18 protein-coding genes and 2 pseudogenes are annotated in these 15,300 nt (G+C 53.9%); 7 read left to right on the forward strand and 13 right to left on the reverse strand.

What is annotated here, in order from left to right:
- Positions 1–97 precede the first annotated feature (97 nt).
- From H6B15_RS15860 to H6B15_RS09020, 4 genes and pseudogenes are all read right to left on the reverse strand, one after another.
- Positions 98–277 carry a putative collagen-binding domain-containing protein gene (locus H6B15_RS15860; RefSeq protein ID WP_430661838.1) on the reverse strand — a complete coding sequence of 60 codons (180 nt, stop codon included), beginning with the start codon at positions 275–277 and terminating at the stop codon, positions 98–100.
- A 314-nt stretch (positions 278–591) separates the two neighbouring features.
- Positions 592–822: pseudogene (locus H6B15_RS09010) on the reverse strand (flavodoxin); the annotation flags it as partial.
- 16 nt (positions 823–838) lie between these two features.
- Positions 839–1,966, reverse strand: a complete 1,128-nt coding sequence (locus tag H6B15_RS09015; RefSeq protein WP_204647658.1) for a cyclophilin-like fold protein — start codon at positions 1,964–1,966, stop codon at positions 839–841.
- A 214-nt stretch (positions 1,967–2,180) separates the two neighbouring features.
- Positions 2,181–3,068, reverse strand: a complete 888-nt coding sequence (locus H6B15_RS09020; RefSeq protein ID WP_204647659.1) for a LysR family transcriptional regulator — start codon at positions 3,066–3,068, stop codon at positions 2,181–2,183.
- 388 nt (positions 3,069–3,456) lie between these two features.
- On the opposite strand from H6B15_RS09020, the gene H6B15_RS09025 reads away from it, so the two are divergent.
- The 3 genes from H6B15_RS09025 (at position 3,457) to H6B15_RS09035 (ending at position 7,430) form a co-directional block, all read left to right on the forward strand.
- Positions 3,457–4,284 carry a PRD domain-containing protein gene (locus H6B15_RS09025; protein WP_204647660.1) on the forward strand — a complete coding sequence of 276 codons (828 nt, stop codon included), beginning with the start codon at positions 3,457–3,459 and terminating at the stop codon, positions 4,282–4,284.
- 82 nt (positions 4,285–4,366) lie between these two features.
- Positions 4,367–5,944 (forward strand): PTS transporter subunit EIIC, encoded by a 1,578-nt coding sequence (locus H6B15_RS09030; RefSeq protein WP_204647661.1) that lies wholly within the window; start codon positions 4,367–4,369, stop codon positions 5,942–5,944.
- A 13-nt stretch (positions 5,945–5,957) separates the two neighbouring features.
- Positions 5,958–7,430 (forward strand): glycoside hydrolase family 1 protein, encoded by a 1,473-nt coding sequence (locus tag H6B15_RS09035; RefSeq protein ID WP_204647662.1) that lies wholly within the window; start codon positions 5,958–5,960, stop codon positions 7,428–7,430.
- Positions 7,431–7,459: 29 nt separating this feature from the next.
- On the opposite strand, the gene H6B15_RS09040 is transcribed toward H6B15_RS09035, so the two are convergent.
- The 8 genes and pseudogenes from H6B15_RS09040 to H6B15_RS15525 form a co-directional block, all read right to left on the reverse strand.
- Complete coding sequence (locus H6B15_RS09040; protein WP_204647681.1) at positions 7,460–7,633, reverse strand: hypothetical protein; 174 nt, start codon at positions 7,631–7,633, stop codon at positions 7,460–7,462.
- Between the two features lie 81 nt (positions 7,634–7,714).
- On the reverse strand, positions 7,715–8,002 hold the full coding sequence (locus H6B15_RS15695; protein ID WP_275950987.1) for a glycoside hydrolase family 3 C-terminal domain-containing protein: 288 nt from the start codon (positions 8,000–8,002) through the stop codon (positions 7,715–7,717).
- A gap of 137 nt (positions 8,003–8,139) precedes the next feature.
- Positions 8,140–8,400: pseudogene (locus tag H6B15_RS15795) on the reverse strand (glycosyl hydrolase); the annotation flags it as partial.
- 100 nt (positions 8,401–8,500) lie between these two features.
- Positions 8,501–9,142, reverse strand: coding sequence for a helix-turn-helix domain-containing protein (locus H6B15_RS15515; RefSeq protein WP_243424352.1), 642 nt, complete (start codon positions 9,140–9,142; stop codon positions 8,501–8,503).
- Between the two features lie 417 nt (positions 9,143–9,559).
- The gene (locus H6B15_RS09055; protein WP_204647663.1) at positions 9,560–9,931 is read right to left on the reverse strand and encodes an ArsR/SmtB family transcription factor; all 372 of its coding nucleotides are present in this window, start codon (positions 9,929–9,931) and stop codon (positions 9,560–9,562) included.
- A 57-nt stretch (positions 9,932–9,988) separates the two neighbouring features.
- Positions 9,989–10,825 (reverse strand): NAD-dependent protein deacetylase, SIR2 family, encoded by an 837-nt coding sequence (locus H6B15_RS09060; protein ID WP_204647664.1) that lies wholly within the window; start codon positions 10,823–10,825, stop codon positions 9,989–9,991.
- 202 nt (positions 10,826–11,027) lie between these two features.
- The gene (locus H6B15_RS15520; protein ID WP_243424353.1) at positions 11,028–11,444 is read right to left on the reverse strand and encodes a hypothetical protein; all 417 of its coding nucleotides are present in this window, start codon (positions 11,442–11,444) and stop codon (positions 11,028–11,030) included.
- Between the two features lie 66 nt (positions 11,445–11,510).
- The gene (locus H6B15_RS15525; RefSeq protein WP_243424354.1) at positions 11,511–12,008 is read right to left on the reverse strand and encodes a hypothetical protein; all 498 of its coding nucleotides are present in this window, start codon (positions 12,006–12,008) and stop codon (positions 11,511–11,513) included.
- Positions 12,009–12,134: 126 nt separating this feature from the next.
- Here H6B15_RS15525 and H6B15_RS09070 point away from each other — a divergent pair, with 126 nt between their 5' ends.
- Positions 12,135–12,569: an Rrf2 family transcriptional regulator gene (locus tag H6B15_RS09070; protein ID WP_204647665.1), complete on the forward strand. Its 435-nt coding sequence runs from the start codon at positions 12,135–12,137 to the stop codon at positions 12,567–12,569.
- A gap of 116 nt (positions 12,570–12,685) precedes the next feature.
- Here the strand turns inward: H6B15_RS09070 and H6B15_RS09075 are convergent, their stop codons facing one another.
- The gene (locus H6B15_RS09075; protein ID WP_204647666.1) at positions 12,686–13,051 is read right to left on the reverse strand and encodes a winged helix-turn-helix transcriptional regulator; all 366 of its coding nucleotides are present in this window, start codon (positions 13,049–13,051) and stop codon (positions 12,686–12,688) included.
- Positions 13,052–13,203: 152 nt separating this feature from the next.
- On the opposite strand from H6B15_RS09075, the gene H6B15_RS09080 reads away from it, so the two are divergent.
- The 3 genes from H6B15_RS09080 to H6B15_RS09090 all read left to right on the forward strand — a co-directional run bounded on the left by H6B15_RS09080 (position 13,204) and on the right by H6B15_RS09090 (position 15,259).
- A complete protein-coding gene (locus H6B15_RS09080; protein WP_204647667.1) occupies positions 13,204–13,893 on the forward strand; it encodes a radical SAM mobile pair protein A in 690 nt (229 codons plus the stop codon).
- The gene (locus H6B15_RS09085) at positions 13,881–14,795 is read left to right on the forward strand and encodes a radical SAM mobile pair protein B (RefSeq protein WP_204647668.1); all 915 of its coding nucleotides are present in this window, start codon (positions 13,881–13,883) and stop codon (positions 14,793–14,795) included. Before H6B15_RS09080 ends, H6B15_RS09085 begins: the two co-directional genes overlap by 13 nt.
- A gap of 245 nt (positions 14,796–15,040) precedes the next feature.
- A complete protein-coding gene (locus tag H6B15_RS09090) occupies positions 15,041–15,259 on the forward strand; it encodes a cation transporter (RefSeq protein ID WP_007048056.1) in 219 nt (72 codons plus the stop codon).
- Positions 15,260–15,300 lie beyond the last annotated feature (41 nt).

The following is a 15,300-nucleotide window of genomic DNA, read 5'->3' on the forward strand; positions in this document are numbered from 1 at the left end:
GGTATTTTTTTACACTATTTAAGTAATACTCCCTCCATCAATTTAGTCAACCAGCCTATTTTCCCATATTTATATATACACTCATTCCTTAGTCCATTTATATCATCAGCCATACACTATCCGCCGGGTTCAGCCAATACGCTTGTATCCGCCGGCCTTCCAATGTCCACAATGTGATATCGAACGGCCGACAGCTGTAATCATACATGAACAGGTAATCCTTGCCGCCGAATACACTGAGCCGATTATACTTTTCCCCTTGGTCCGAAACCAACAGTTCCTGTCTGGGGCGTCCCTGCTGATACCCGAGTACTTAAACTCCCCCTTATTATTCACTTGTCCAAACCAAATGGATGCTTACTAAGCTATTTTCGCGGTTTCGCGTAAGAGTTCTCAAATCATATAGGGTATTGTGATGCTGTCCGTTCATTGTCCGTGCAAATGATTTTACAAAGCGTAAAATAGGGTCCACCCTATTTTTACATTTCAGACGCAATCAGCGGCAAACCAGCGGGAATCAAAGGCCGATTACAGCGGTTTTGTGCTTGCCCAAAGGAATCCGGCCCTCATAACCCGGAGGTCGCAGGTTCAATAGTCTGCCATGTCGGCCTTTCGGTCTGCCAGTTCCGGACGGGCGGCGGGATCTTTCATTTCCACGCTGCTGCGGGACTGTTTGTCCTGCCAGTTCAGATCCTTTCCGGTATAGGGAACGGCAGGTTTGATCTCATACAGATCCGCATCAATCGCCTCTGCGAGCAACCGGGCCACTCCCGCCGTCGTACCACTGGCGGAAAAGTATGCCACCAAGGTTTTCTTTGCCATAGAAAGTTCCTCCTTTTTACTCCATCCTATCAATTGTGAGGCTTCCGCTCATCCGGCTCACAAGTTCCTCACCAGAAACGATCTGTCCCAGTTCATAGAGCGCCGGATTTGTGTTGTACTCTCCATAAAACATCACCACATCGCCCCACGGCGCATAGTAGGCCAGGGTTCCTGCACCGCCTTCTGCCGTCGGGGTGTCCTGGGTATCCAGCGGCCTGGGCGGATAAAAAATCTTTTCGTTGGCGCCGTAGTCCTCCACTTCCATGGTCAACGGCAACTGGTCCAGTAAGGATTGAGCCTCCGGGCTGTCATTCAGTGCATAGATGACTCTGTTTTCCCCCCACCGGACCGAAATCTGCGCCCCTGCTGCATGGTTTTCACCGACGGAATTTCTCTGTTGTGTGTACCCCAACTCAGCCACCCAGTTTTTGATTGCCTCCTCCGAAGAGGACGCCTCTTCCTCATAACAATCGAAAATCGCATTGGAAATCACGGCTCCCGGCACAGCCTCCGTGATGATCTCCACACTGCGGGCCAATCCGCCGGTTCCATGGGAACAGAACAGGTAGACCTGCTTGCCGGACAAATCGTTTTCTTCCAGGAACGAGAGCAGCGCCATGGGCACGCCATACCACCAGTTGGGGTAGCCCAGAAAAACCGTGTCATACTGATCCAGATTTTCCACCCGTTCCTGCAGTGCGGGCCGCGCATTATCTCCACGTTCCTCATTGGCTCTTTCCAGGCAGGCATCCCAATCATTGGGATACGGCTCGGTCACACGGATAGAAAACAGATCTGCGCCGGTTTCCTCCTGAACCCATCCCGCCAGCTGCTGTACATTTCCGGGGACCAGCACACTGGGGGAAGCCACAGCGTCCACCTCCCCTTCCAGAATGGCATTTTCCGCCCAGGAAAAGTAGGCCACCAGAATACTCGATTCTCCCTTTTCCTCTGTTGAGCCTTCCGTGGTTTCCACCTTTCCTTCCGCTTCGGCGGTGTCTTGCGGCATCTGGTCCGCACGTTGGTCCGAAACCGCTTGCGATGCCGGGGGTTCCTGCTGCTTTTCCGGATTTTGAGAGCCTTCACATGCGGTCAACGCCCATACAAAAGTGAACATAAGAATCGCTGCAGCGACCTTCTTCATGGTTCCTCATCTTCTTTTGGTTTCTTTTCTGTTCATGCGTACCATACCGGGAGCTTCTTTACTTGCATTATAAAATCGCACCGATGAAATGTCTAATACCTATCTTTTATTATCAGTCATTCGTAAAAGGCATGGGGTTTCCAAAGCATTTCATGTTCGCCCGCACAAAAATAGCGCCAAGCCTAAAAGGCTTGGCGCCACCCATGCTTGCGCATTATCGCATCTGTGCTCGCATCATATTGATTTCTTGAATAAAGAGGGAGGTTGCCGGAGAGAACAGCTGGTTTTTCTTCCAGACCAAGACACTCCTTGTGGTTTTTTCCGGGCGCAGAGGAATAAATTTCAGATTGGCGCTGCTTCTTACAGCCAGCGCTCCATCCAGACAGAACGCACAGCCCAATCCTTCTTCCACCAACAGCACGGCGTTGGACAGAAGGGTATAGCTCAAGGGAATATAGAGATCCTTCTCCTCCCTGCCAATCCAGTTCAGGACATCCTGCCTGACTTTATCCCGCAAGGGCAGAATCAATGGGTAAGACGCGATCTGCTCCGGTGTAATGAATTTTTCATTGGCCAGTGGATGATCCTTCCACAGCAAAATCCCCCACGTTTCTTTCTGTGACAGACGCAGATATTCATATTTTTGCACGTCCACAGGCTCCAGAAGAAGGCCTATATCCGCCAGCCCTTTATCCAGCTTATCTTTCACGTTATCTGCCATTTCATTGTACATATGGAACTGTACCAAGGGATAACGCTGTGCAAAGGAAGCAATGAGCTTTGACAGCATTCTGCTTCCTATGGACTCCGTAGCGCCAATGGTAATAATCCCACTGACTGATTCGCTTTTCTCTGCAAATTGCTGCTCCAGACGATCCGCCAGTTCCACAATCTCTTCCGCTCTTTGGCGGAAGTACATGCCGTCATCTGTCAAGGTAAGCCCTTTTTTCCCGCGCAGTACCAGGGTGGTGCCCAGCTCACGCTCCAAATCCACCAGCTGGCGGCTCAAGGTGGGCTGCGTAACATGAAGAACATCGGCGGCACGGGTAATATTTCCTTCTGCGGCTGTCGTTAAAAAATATCTCAGTGTCCGCAATTCCATCAAAAATCACTCCGATGTTGCTTTTGCATACAGAATAGCATATCCCTTTTCCGGATTCAACATTCCGCCCCTCCCTCTTCGGCCGGGAGTGCCGTTCCACCCCAAACAACAGGCAAGTTTTATCCGCGCATCCTCTTCTTTTGTGCAACTCTACGTAAAATCCAAAAGAAAACTTGTGTATACTGCGTATAGACAAGAAAAAAAGCGCTTGCTAGAATAATACCAGACAAACAAACAAGCCGTTACTCTTCGGGAGGCGCTGCTTGCAGGAATCCGCACAGGGATCGTGGTATCTCTGTTCTGGTTTGCAGGCAGTTCTTTTTGAAGGGTATTTTTTTTATTTTTTTCAGACACATCCCCCATGGATTTGTGAAAAGGAGTGCTTTCCTTGAAGATCATTCGCAAAATCAACAACAATGCCGCCATTGCGCAGGACAAGCGAGGCCGCGAATTGGTGGTTCTGGGGCGTGGTGTGGGATTTCATCCGGTACCGTATGAATTGACAGATCTCTCGGTGATTTATCGGACCTACTACGATGTCAACCCCAAATACTTTGGCCTCGCCGGGGAACTTCCCCCTGAAATCATTCTGGCCGCCACCGAAATTTCTGAGCAGGCGGAATTCCAGTTGGATTGCGAATTGAACCCCAATCTTCCTTTTACGTTGGCAGACCATCTGAATTTTGCCATGGAACGCCAGCGCAAAGGTATTCAGTTGGCGGCCCCCCTGGGGTATGATGTACGCCATCTCTATCCCAAAGAGAGTGAGCTGGGCCGTCAGGCGCTGGATCTGGTGGAACAGCGGGTGGGTGTCCGCCTGCCGGAAGCGGAGTCCATCAGTATTGCACTGCATCTTGTCAGTGCCGAGCTGGAAAGCAGCGGCCTGGACAATATGATGCGGACGCTGGATATCATTGCCGACATCGACAAAATTGTGGAGACCCGGCTGCAGATCCGTCTGGACCATACCAGTTACAACTATTCCCGGTTTGCCGTCCATCTGCAATATCTGATTCAGCGACTGGAAACCGGCACGCAGACAGAGGAGAAAAACGCCGATATTCTACGCGATATGGCAAAAGAATATCCGGATCTTTATACGTGTGCCTGCGAAGTAGGCGATTATCTGCACACCAGCTACGGCTGGAAATGCAACCAGGAAGAAATCCTGTACCTGATGCTGCACATCAACCGTGTGCAGGATCGGAAACTTTGATATCACATCATTTGGCATACCAAACGGAAGCGCGCACCGTCTTGTGTATCATACAGAGACCTGGCAACGGGAGGAAAATTGAATGGGTTACAAACAGTTTTTATCCGATATCACACCGCTGGTGGGCGGTAACGGGAACATCAGCAACAGTGACTACCGGGATAACCGGATGATGCTGGCTTTGAAAGACTGTGACGCCGTTCAGTTGGACACCCTGCGGGCGCTTCCTGAGGTGGCGCGGGCCGAATTGACCCGCAACCGCCTCCGGATCGTATTCCAATCGGAGAACACGGGAACGGAGGAACATTCCATGGCAAAGAATTATGCAGAGATTGCCCAGTTTGTGGTAGAAAAAGTGGGCGGCAAAGAAAATATCGAAACCTATACCCATTGCATCACACGGCTCCGCTTTGTGCTGCGGGACAAAGGCAAGGTAGCCGAGGCGGACCTGAAAGCCAATCCGGCGATTCTGAGCATCGTGGACCAGGGCGGGCAGTACCAGCTGGTCATCGGCAACGATGTGGAAAAGCTGTACAACGCGGTCAAACAGATTCTGGGGGAGCTTGAAGGGAACGCCCCTTCCCAGGCTACGGAAAAAACCGCGGAAAAGAAAAAACCGCTGGATCGGGTCATGGGGTTTGTCCAGGCCAGCGTGGCACCGGCCATCCCGGTTATTGTGGCCTGCGGCCTGATCAATGCCCTGCTGGCGCTGGCGGTGCAGTTTTTGGGTCTGAGCACCGAAAGCGGCACCTACCAGGCCTGGAACTCGCTGGCCAGTGTGGGCTTTACCTATCTGCCGGTCTGGATGGCTTTTGCCGGTGCCCGTTATCTGAATGCCGATTCCTATGTGGCTGCCTTTCTGTCCCTGGGCATGATTGCCTGCTTCAACAATCAGGAAGCCCTGTCCATGTTCGGGCTGCCCATCCCCAACATCAAATATGACAGCAGCATCGTGCCGGTGTTGCTGATGGTCCCGGTCTTTGCCCTGCTGGACCACTTCCTGGCCGAGCATCTGCCCAAAAATCTGGTGTACATGTTCAAGCCGCTGCTGTGCAGCATCATCATGGCCCCGCTGATCCTCTTTGTCTTTGGCCCGGTGGGCGCGCTGTGCGGCACCATCCTTGTCAGCATCTGCACCGCCCTGATGAACTTCGGTCCCATCTCCATGGCCATTCTGGCCGCGGCCCATCCCATCACCGTCATCTTCGGCATGCACAGCCTGTTCACCCCCATTCTGGTCAATGAGCTGGCTGAAAGCGGCATGACCTTTGTACTCTGCCGTGCCCTGGCTGCCAACTTTGCCATGGCCGGTGCCGCTCTGGGTGTGGGCATCAAGGCCAAAAAGATCCAGAATAAATCCACCGGCGTTACCTCCAGCGTCACAGCCCTGCTGGCCGCCACCGAGCCCGCCCTCTACGGCTGCCTGCTGCCCCTGCGCCGTCCGCTGATCGCCGCCTGCGGTGCCGCCGCGGTGTCCGGTTTCTTCATCGGCCTGTTCCAGGTGCACGCCTACGCCATGGGTTCCTTCAATGTGTTTACCCTGGCCTACTGCATCGGCGGCGATTCCATGACCAATTTCTTCCTGGCCTGCGCCTTTGCGGCTCTTGCCTTCGTTCTGGGATTGGTCTTCACCCTGCTGCTCGGCTTCAAAGAAGAGTAAAGGAGGCTTCACCATGGGGTTCCCGAAAGGTTTCTTGTGGGGCGGCGCCACCGCCGCCAATCAGTATGAAGGCGGTTGGGATGCCGGCGGACGCGGTCCTGCCAACTCCGATGTCATCACCAATGGTGATCCCAAAAACGGTCGCATGGCCACCCGCCGGCTGGCGGACGGCACCGTGGAAACGGTCACCGCCATGCGCCCCGATCCCCTGCCGGACGGCGCAGTCTACGACACGGCCCCCGGCCACTACTACCCTTCCCACCAGGCAACGGACTTTTACCACCACTTCCGGGAAGACATTGCTCTGATGGGCGAGCTGGGTTTGAAAACCTACCGTATGTCCATCAGCTGGTCCCGCATCTATCCCACCGGTCTGGAGGAAACACCCAACGAAGAAGGCCTGGCCTTTTATGACGCGGTGTTTGATGAACTGCATAAGTACGGCATCGAACCTATGGTGACACTGCACCACTTCGAGGTACCGCTGGCCCTGAGCAACGCCTTTGGCGCCTGGCAGGACCGCCGGATGGTGGAGCTCTTCCTCAAATTCTGTGAAACGGTGTTCCGCCGGTATCGTGACAAGGTCCGGTACTGGCTGACCTTCAACGAGATCAACAACCTGCCCTTTGGGTTCCTGGCCAGCGGCATGACCCGCTTTGACCCCCAGGCGCTGGCCCAGGCGGCCCATCACCAGTTTGTGGCCAGTGCAAACGCGGTACGCTTGGGGCATCAGATCAATCCAGATTTTCGCATCGGCTGCATGCTGGCGGCATCCCGGGTCACGGTATATCCCAAGACTTGCGCTCCGGAAGACGTACAGGCGGCCTGGGAAGCGGCCTGTCGGAATTATTTCTATGCCGACGTACAGTGCCGCGGTTTTTATCCCTCCTACCAGCTGCAGTATTATAAACGGCAGGGCATCCAGGTGCAGATGGAACCGGAAGATGCACAGATTCTGCGGGATGGCTGTGTGGATTTTATCTCCATCAGTTACTATCGCTCCACCCTGGCGGCGCGCCAGCAAGGCAAACAGAGCGGTGACCCGCTGAATCTGGGGGAACCCAACCCCTATCTGCCCTGTACCGAGTGGGGCATCACCATCGACCCGCTGGGATTCCGAATTGTGCTCCACAATCTGTATGACCGCTATGGGCTTCCCATCATGGTGGTAGAAAACGGTCTGGGTGCCGTGGACACCGTGGCAGAAGACGGGAAGGTGCATGATCCCTATCGCATCGATTTCTACCGCACCCACATCCGGGCCATGAAAGATGCCATCGAGCTGGACGGTGTGGACGTGATGGGCTACACGCCCTGGGGCTGGATTGACATCGTCAGTGCCGGCACCGGGGAAATGCGCAAACGGTACGGATTTGTCTATGTGGATATGGACGATACCGGTCACGGAACATTGGCCCGTTCCCGCAAAGACAGTTTTGCCTGGTACAAAAAAGTGATTGCGTCCAACGGAGAAGATCTGGACTGATAACGAAAAAGCGTGAATCTTTTCAAGATTCACGCTTTTTTGTTTGCACATGCTTGTTTGCTCGCTTGCCCTTCCGGAAAAATAATCATCGACACTCCGCCAGTGATAACGGTAACAAGGATATTATTGTACACCGCCAGGGCCACATAAGCGGCGGCATCGTAGAGCACGTTGTAGCCCAGCAGGCTCCAGGTAAAATCCACCCCGAAGAGATGCAGGGGAACCTAGGGCCACATGAATTCGGAAAGCAGAGGTATCTTCATATTGAAACGGGTAACTTTCGCTCAACCGTCCGGAAGGAATGAATTTTCCTGTAAGGATATCCCACATAGCGCCCGCACCGGCCTGTCCGTACAGATAGCCGTGGAGCAATAGGACAGCCAGGGCATTTCCAGCACGGAACCGGCACTGAGGACGCCCACAATATGAGGATTGACACGGGCCAACGCTTCCGACAACCCGATCTGGTTTTGCGGGATACGCAGATGTTCCCGGTCGATTTCTTCCGATTCACCGTGTTCGTCCAGACCGAAGCAGTAAACAATTGCATCGGCGGATTTTGCCAGATCCAAGGCATTTTTTCCAGTTCCGGTGCCGGTGCACCATCTCTGAAATAGCCCTGTGACACCCCCGCCCATTCCCATTCACTTTCGGCCAACGCATCTTTCATGGTATCCACCTGGGTGGCGTTCACCATGCTGGAACCCGCGCCCTGATACCGAGGCGCAAAGGCAAAATTTCCGATGAGGGCCACCCGGGTACCGGGTTTCAGGGGCAGAAGATCCCCCTCGTTTTTCAGCAGCACGGCGCTTTCGGCGGCTGCGCGGCGGGCCAGAGCGTGGTGAGCGGCCTTGTCAAAGGATGTGGGGCGGTCCTGGGGTTCAGTCAGGGTCAGGGCGGCGCGGAGCAGCCGGGCGGCACAGGCGTCCACGGCGGCTTCCGGCAGGCGGTCGGACCGCACCGCCTCCACCAGCCGCCGGGCGTCGGCTCAATGGCCACGCACAAACCAGAGAGTCTTTTCTCAAAAAGTGCCAGAGGCAAAATTGCCTCTGGCACTTTTTGAAACTTTTTCAGGATTCCTGCTCCCGATCCTCCATAAGACCAACAGATTGGGGCAGGCAGCCGATAGTCAGGAATTGATTCCGATACTCTGTGGGAAGCATCTGCGTCACATCCTTGAAGGCTTTTGAAAATTTTCCCTGGGTCCTGTACCCCACACGCTCCGCAATTTCCTGGATGGACATGCGGGTTTCTCTCAACAGTTTCATGGCGTACTCCACACGGTACCCTTTCATATACGTCCCGATGGGCTGCCCATAGACTGCCTTGAACACCTCCTTCAGGGTAGAGGTGTTCATCAGGTACTTCCGGGCAAGATCCTCAATGGTAAGGCGCTGTTCCAGATGCGTGGTCAGCTCCCGATGGATTTCTTTGATCATTTCTGTCTGTTGGGATTCACATGGCGGAAGCAGGTCCTTCTGGGGCTGCAGACGGGAAAGATAGAGCAGCAGTTCCTGCATTTTCAGGTACAGATAAGCCTTTTGCTGAACAGAAGGCGCCGAATAGATCGGTGAAAAGATCTCTTCCAGCCTCTGGCTGGCCGGAATGGCAACGGGCTTTTCCGCGCAGAAAGTCTGATGCAGGGCCTGAACATCCACCCCGGAATCCCGCAAAACAGGCGGGAAAGTTTCCTGCAGGACTGCCAGATCCATCGAAACGGACAGACCCTCTGCATATCCCAAGGGAAACATCATGCAGGAATCCGCACAACAGCCGGCGCTGTGAACACTCAGGTCTCCCGCGCCCAAATATACCGATATGCCACCCCGCATATTCCAGCCTACCCGGCCACGGCGGCAATAAAACAGCTCCAGAATGGTGTCCGAAGCCTCATGGCATACTGTGACCTCTGTGCCGATCAGCCTGCTGTACGACGCCTCCACCCCAGGCAGAGGTTGATATACATCCAATTTTCCCTTTCCCTTTGTTCTGGCTGAAAACTGGCCGGTCAGAAGGACTTGTTCCTGACCGGGAAGAGTATGCCGGATTGTCGTCACGCTGCCATATGAAACATCCTGCAGCTGTTGTTCCAGGTTTTCCCGCTCTTCTTGCCTCATGTTCTGCACTCCTCACGGCTTTTCCTGGGAAGGACAGGCGATTTTCACCAGTTCCTCGACCATCTGATGAAGCAGCCTGGCCTGTTCCGTATCCGCAGCCGTATAATATACCTCTTTGCCCTCCCTGCGGTTGACAATCAGACCGGCTGACCGCAGTTGCTTCAGATGATGGGATACGGCCGGGCTGCTCATTCCAACCATAGACGACAGATTGACCACACATTCCTCACAGTGGCACAATATCCAAAAAATGCGCAGTCGGCTGCCATCGCCCAGCTGCCTGAAGATTTCCGCAATCGTTTGGAAATTTTCCACGCTGGGCATATTCTGCAGCTTCCGCTCCATCATCTGCCCATGATCGTGAGGCAAATCCATCTTTCCCATCCAATCACCTTCCTGTTGGGCTTATCATACCACAAACGGGAACGGATGGGAACGTTCTTACCCTTCGCACGCCGACCGGAGTTCGGACAGAACCTCGCTCAAAGGGCCATCCAAACCAAAGGACCGGTCCTTTATGGCGTCTGTGATGAAAACTTCGCCCAGATTTACGGTGATATACGTGGCGCACGGTTCCCGTTCCACCAGGCGCATCATTGGGGCCTTAATGAGCTGATTGCGCCAGCCGATGCCCAGCTCCAGAACCACCAGCTTTTTCCCGTGATAGGTTTTCAGAAAGTTTTGGAACCGTGCCCGGGCAGCGGTATCCGGAATCATTCTCTGCCCTGCGCCCATGTGGATGTCCATGGGGCCGCCGCACTTGGGACAGCGCGGCACCAACTCTGCAGGAACACGGCCGCCCTGCTCGGCAGTTGATAATTTTTGGGCCACTTCCAGACTGGGATAACGGGTATCGTGGCAGGGGCGGGCACACTGCATCGTGAGCCAGTTTCCCTCCATCTCATAGATTTTCGACGGATCGAAGCCACACAGTTCAAAGTGACCTTCTCCGTTTGATGTGATGACAAAGTACTCCTTCTCCCCCACAATGGCCTTCAAATCCTTCATCACCGGCGTAGGCTGGTACTGCCCGCAGTAATGATAGATCAACCGGGCCCAGAAGGCCCACTTTTCCTCTTCCGATGGCCAATGGGCTGCCATCCCCTGCAGCAGACACCCCAGGCCGTATTTCCGTTTGAAGTCCCCAAACAACTTTTCAAAGGCCGCATTGTCCGCAAACAAGTGCAGTCCTTCGGTGATGGACAGCCCGTTGCTGGCACCGATCAGAATGGCATCTGCCTCACGGATTTTTTCCGCGATGGGGTTGAGATCATGCATTGCTGTATTCTCCTTTCTGTATCTGCCGAAGGGCTGCCAGCGTTTCCGCCAGGTCCCCCTGACGGGCCGGACAGCGCCGGGGACCAGTGATAGTGGTCATATCCGGCCGCGCTTGACAGGCCGGAACCACCGCCGATGACGACGGCGTCCGCTTGCGCCATACGCGCAGCAAGTTCCTGAATCAACGCCTGGTTTCCCCCGCTCATGGATTGTCCTCTTTGCTTTCCATGGTGTGCCGTGCATCCCGCAGTACTTGCGCAATATCGCACACAATGGTCATGCCCTTGTCCTCCAACGGCTTGGGCAGAAAGTCATACTGGTTATTGACCGCGATGTATCGGGCATGGGGAAGGCTGAAAGTCAGGTTCCAGAAGGGCTCCTGGATGAACATGGGCGTCAGCCGGCCAACGCCCAGCTCCAGAAATAGAATCTGACTGTCTTTGTGTTCCAGTACATAGCGAGAAATTTTTTCGTACTGTTCTTCGTATTTCTTCCCCTGGAGGAAATTTCCATATCCCCGCACCCAGGGGAATGCCTCACCGCCGCAGTGGGGGCACCGGGGAATGAGATCGGTGGGGATCTTCGTGCCGTCCCCCATAGCGGCCACCATCTCAGCCACCGGCTGTACCGCGTCCCATGTATCATCGGTGCAGCAGTCGGCACACTGGAAGAAGCGGTGATCCCCCTAGATTTCCGCCACCTTGTCCGCCGGGTAGAGCTTGACAAACTGGGTATCCTGGTTGGTGGTCAGTACAAAGAAATCCTTGCCCTCCAGCAGCGCGTTCAAATCCAGATAGGGCGGACGCACCGGGGCGGTCTGGGTGGTATGCAGAAAGGTGGCCAGATACCCCCAGTATTCCTCCCGGGTTTCCCAGTGGTGCATCATTCCTGCAAAAGCGCCTTTGAAGTGGTACTTCTCCGCAAAAGGGCGGAAATATTTCCGGTAGGAGTCATTGTCCTCGTAGTAAAAATCTCCGCCGCCGGCAGCGGACAGGCCGGAGGCTCCGCCCACTACCACACAGTCAGCTTCCTTTACCTCCTGTACCAACCGTTTGATCTGTTCGCTATACGGCAGCGGCTTTTTGTCAGTCAGCTGATACGGCGTACTGCCGGAAGCATAGACAGAATAATACCGGGAGTAATTCATCTGGGTCTGCATGACCAGATCTTCATAAAAGCTCATTGTCACCATTCCTTTCATTTGGGTGTTATTTTTATTCTTACTGCAAAGCATCTTAGCATCCGCTTGCGCCGCTGTCAATATGCTGTTATAATAAAAATAACATCAAGGCAAAAAGGAGATCCGGCCATGAAATACCCCACCCGCCTCAGCGATGCCGTTCATATTCTGGCTTTTATCGCTCTGTACCCGGACTGCGACCTGACCAGCAACAAGCTGGCAGAGAGTGTTCAGACGAATCCTGCCTATGTGCGCCAGCTCATGTCCGCCTTGCGGAAGGGCGGGCTGCTGGTCAGCGTGAAGGGACATCCCCGGCCTGCCCTGGCCCGTGAGCCGGAGAAGATCACTCTGCTGGATGCCTATCGGGCCGTGGAGGGCAATAAGCCCCTGCTCCATCAGGACATCCACACCAATCCCGCCTGTGGTGTGGGCGTGAATATCCAGCTGGTACTGCGTGATTATTACCTGGACATTCAAAAAACAGCTGAACACAAAATGCAGGAGATCACGCTGAAAGATGTGCTGGAACAATATCACAAAAAGCTGGAAGGGATTCCCACATGAAAACGGGACTGGCTGTGGAGAGAGGCCACATTGACAAAAACACCGGAGCGGTTTTCCCATGCGGCAGCCACTCCGGTGTTTTACAGCTTTGTCCTGAATCCCTCTCTTGCCGGAACTCAGGGAATATACTTCATCCCCCACTGGGAGATGGCGTAGAAAACAGGCAGCAGATCCCGGCCTTTTTCCGTCAAAGAGTACTCCACTCTGGGCGGAATCTCATTGTACTGTTCCCGATGTACCAATCCGTCCCCTTCCAGCTCTTTGAGCGCATTGGTCAGCATGGTATTGGTGATGGGGGTCAGCATCTTTTTCAGTTCCCCAAACCGCATGGGAGACTGGATACACAGTTCATAAATGATCTGAAGCTTCCATTTTCCCTGAAGCATCTGGATCACCGGTGTGACGGGGCAGTTGCCGTTTTCTGTCAGAATAACGCTGCTTACCCGGCGCTGAAATTCCTCATAGGTCATGGACGGATTCATAGCTTTGCCTTCTCTCTATTGGTGTGGTTTTTCGTACCAGGTACAAATATTCTGCGTACTTGAAGCTTATTTTGTTCTTAGTATAATAAGTATATCGGCTTCGCATTGAGCTGTCAAATTCACCTTGTGGTAAAGGAGCGGCGGAAATCTTCATGGCTGTGTGTATCAAGTCCCAAATTCAGAACATGAATCTGGTCATCGGCTGTACCATCGGATGCAGCTACTGTTATGCCAGAAACAATGTGCGACGGTTCCATATGATCGAAGATTTTGAGAAGCCGGAGTTTTTTCCCGGTAAGCTGCGGCTCATGGACAAACCCCGCCCGCAAATTTTTCTGCTCACCGGCATGAGCGATTTTTCCGGGTGGAAGCCGGAATGGCGGGAGCAGGTATTTGCCAAAATGGAACAGAACCCCCAGCATCAGTATCTGTTCCTGACCAAACGGCCGGAGGAGATCTGTTTTTCCACCCCGCTGGGCAATGCCTGGTTCGGGGTAACCGTCACTTCCCGAAAGGAGAAACACCGGATTGCCGATCTGCAGCAGCATATCCACGGTGGACATTACCATGTCACCTTCGAGCCCATGTTTGACGACATCGGCACGGTGGACCTTGCAGGCATCGAGTGGATCGTCATCGGAACAGAAACCAGACATCGCAAGGGGAAATCCGTATCCAGGCCCGAATGGGTACGAAGCCTGACCGAACAGGCCCATGCCCTGGGCATACCGGTCTTTATGAAAGAAGATCTGCTCCCCATACTGGGGGAAGCGCAGATGATCCAGGAATTGCCCCCGGCGTTCCACAAGGTTCTGGAGGAACAGCGAAAATGGCAGAAATGATGGAAAACGGCGTCCTGATCCGGGATGTCGAGACGAAAAATATCATGACCAAGTCCAGCCTGCCGGTGGGCGGGTACTCGGTGAACCCTTATGTGGGCTGCACCCATGGCTGCAAGTACTGCTACGCCTCCTTTATGAAGCGCTTTACCGGTCATACCGAACCCTGGGGCACCTTTCTGGATGTGAAACACTGGCCGGAGATCAAAAATCCCCGGAAATACCGGGGACAGCGGGTGGTCATCGGCTCGGTGACTGACGGCTATCTGCCCCAGGAGGAGCAGTTCCGGAACACCCGCAAACTGCTGGAACAACTGCGAGGTAGTGAGGCGGAAATCCTCATCTGCACCAAATCCGATCTGGTGGTGCGGGATCTCGACCTGCTGAAACAGCTGGGCAAGGTCACGGTTTCCTGGTCCATCAACACCCTGGACGAGGCCTTCCACCTTGATATGGACAAGGCGGTCAGCATTGAGCGGCGTCTGGCTGCCATGAAAACCGTCTACGAGGCAGGCATCCGCACCGTCTGCTTTATCTCTCCCGTGTTCCCCGGCATTACGGATTTTACGGCGATCTTTCACCGGGTAAAGGACCAGTGCGATCTGGTGTGGCTGGAAAACCTTAACCTGCGGGGCGGGTTCAAACAGGATATTCTGGACTATATTCAGGAAAAGCACCCCGATTTGGTTCCCCTGTATCGGGCCATCTACCAAAAGGGGGACCGGAGCTATTTTCAACAGCTGGAAAAACAGGCGGCCCGGCTGGCGGCAGAAAACGACTGCCCCTTTGTGGACAACGAATTGCCTTACGGTCGGGCTGTCCCGGGCCATCCCGTGATTGTGGACTACTTTTATCACGAAGAGATACGGGGTTCGGATAATACCGGAAAGCGAAAGAAAGCCTGAGCAAAGAAGTATTCTCTCCTGCATCGCACCCATCCTCCTATCTGTCAAAGCCTTGTACGGATGCCATCCGCACAGGGCTTTTTTCTGTGGGGGGCTTTTGTTTGCCCAAAAAGAAAAATCCTTAGCCCAAACGGAAGGACCTTTCCTTTCTCCCTTGACGGCAGGATACAACGGGGGTATGATGCGCTTATAGTTAAACAGTTGCTTAACTGTTCATAAATAAAAATCAAAAAGGGGTTTTCAAGATGAAAAAGAGCTATAAGATCGAAGTGGACTGCGCCAACTGTGCCAACCTGATGGAGGAAGCCGCACGCAAAACCGCCGGTGTGCAGGCGGCCACCGTCAACTTCATGACCCAGAAGATGATCGTGGAATTCGAGGAAGGGCAGGCGCCCGCCGGGGTCATGCAGAATGTGGTCAAGGCCTGCAAAAAGGTAGAGCCCGACTGCGAAATTTACCTGTAAGAGCCCATACAATAACTGACAAACCATAGAGGAAAGGAAGA

It is taken from the genome of Gemmiger formicilis (genome assembly GCF_016900095.1).
In the GTDB taxonomy this organism is placed as follows: domain Bacteria; phylum Bacillota; class Clostridia; order Oscillospirales; family Ruminococcaceae; genus Gemmiger; species Gemmiger formicilis_A.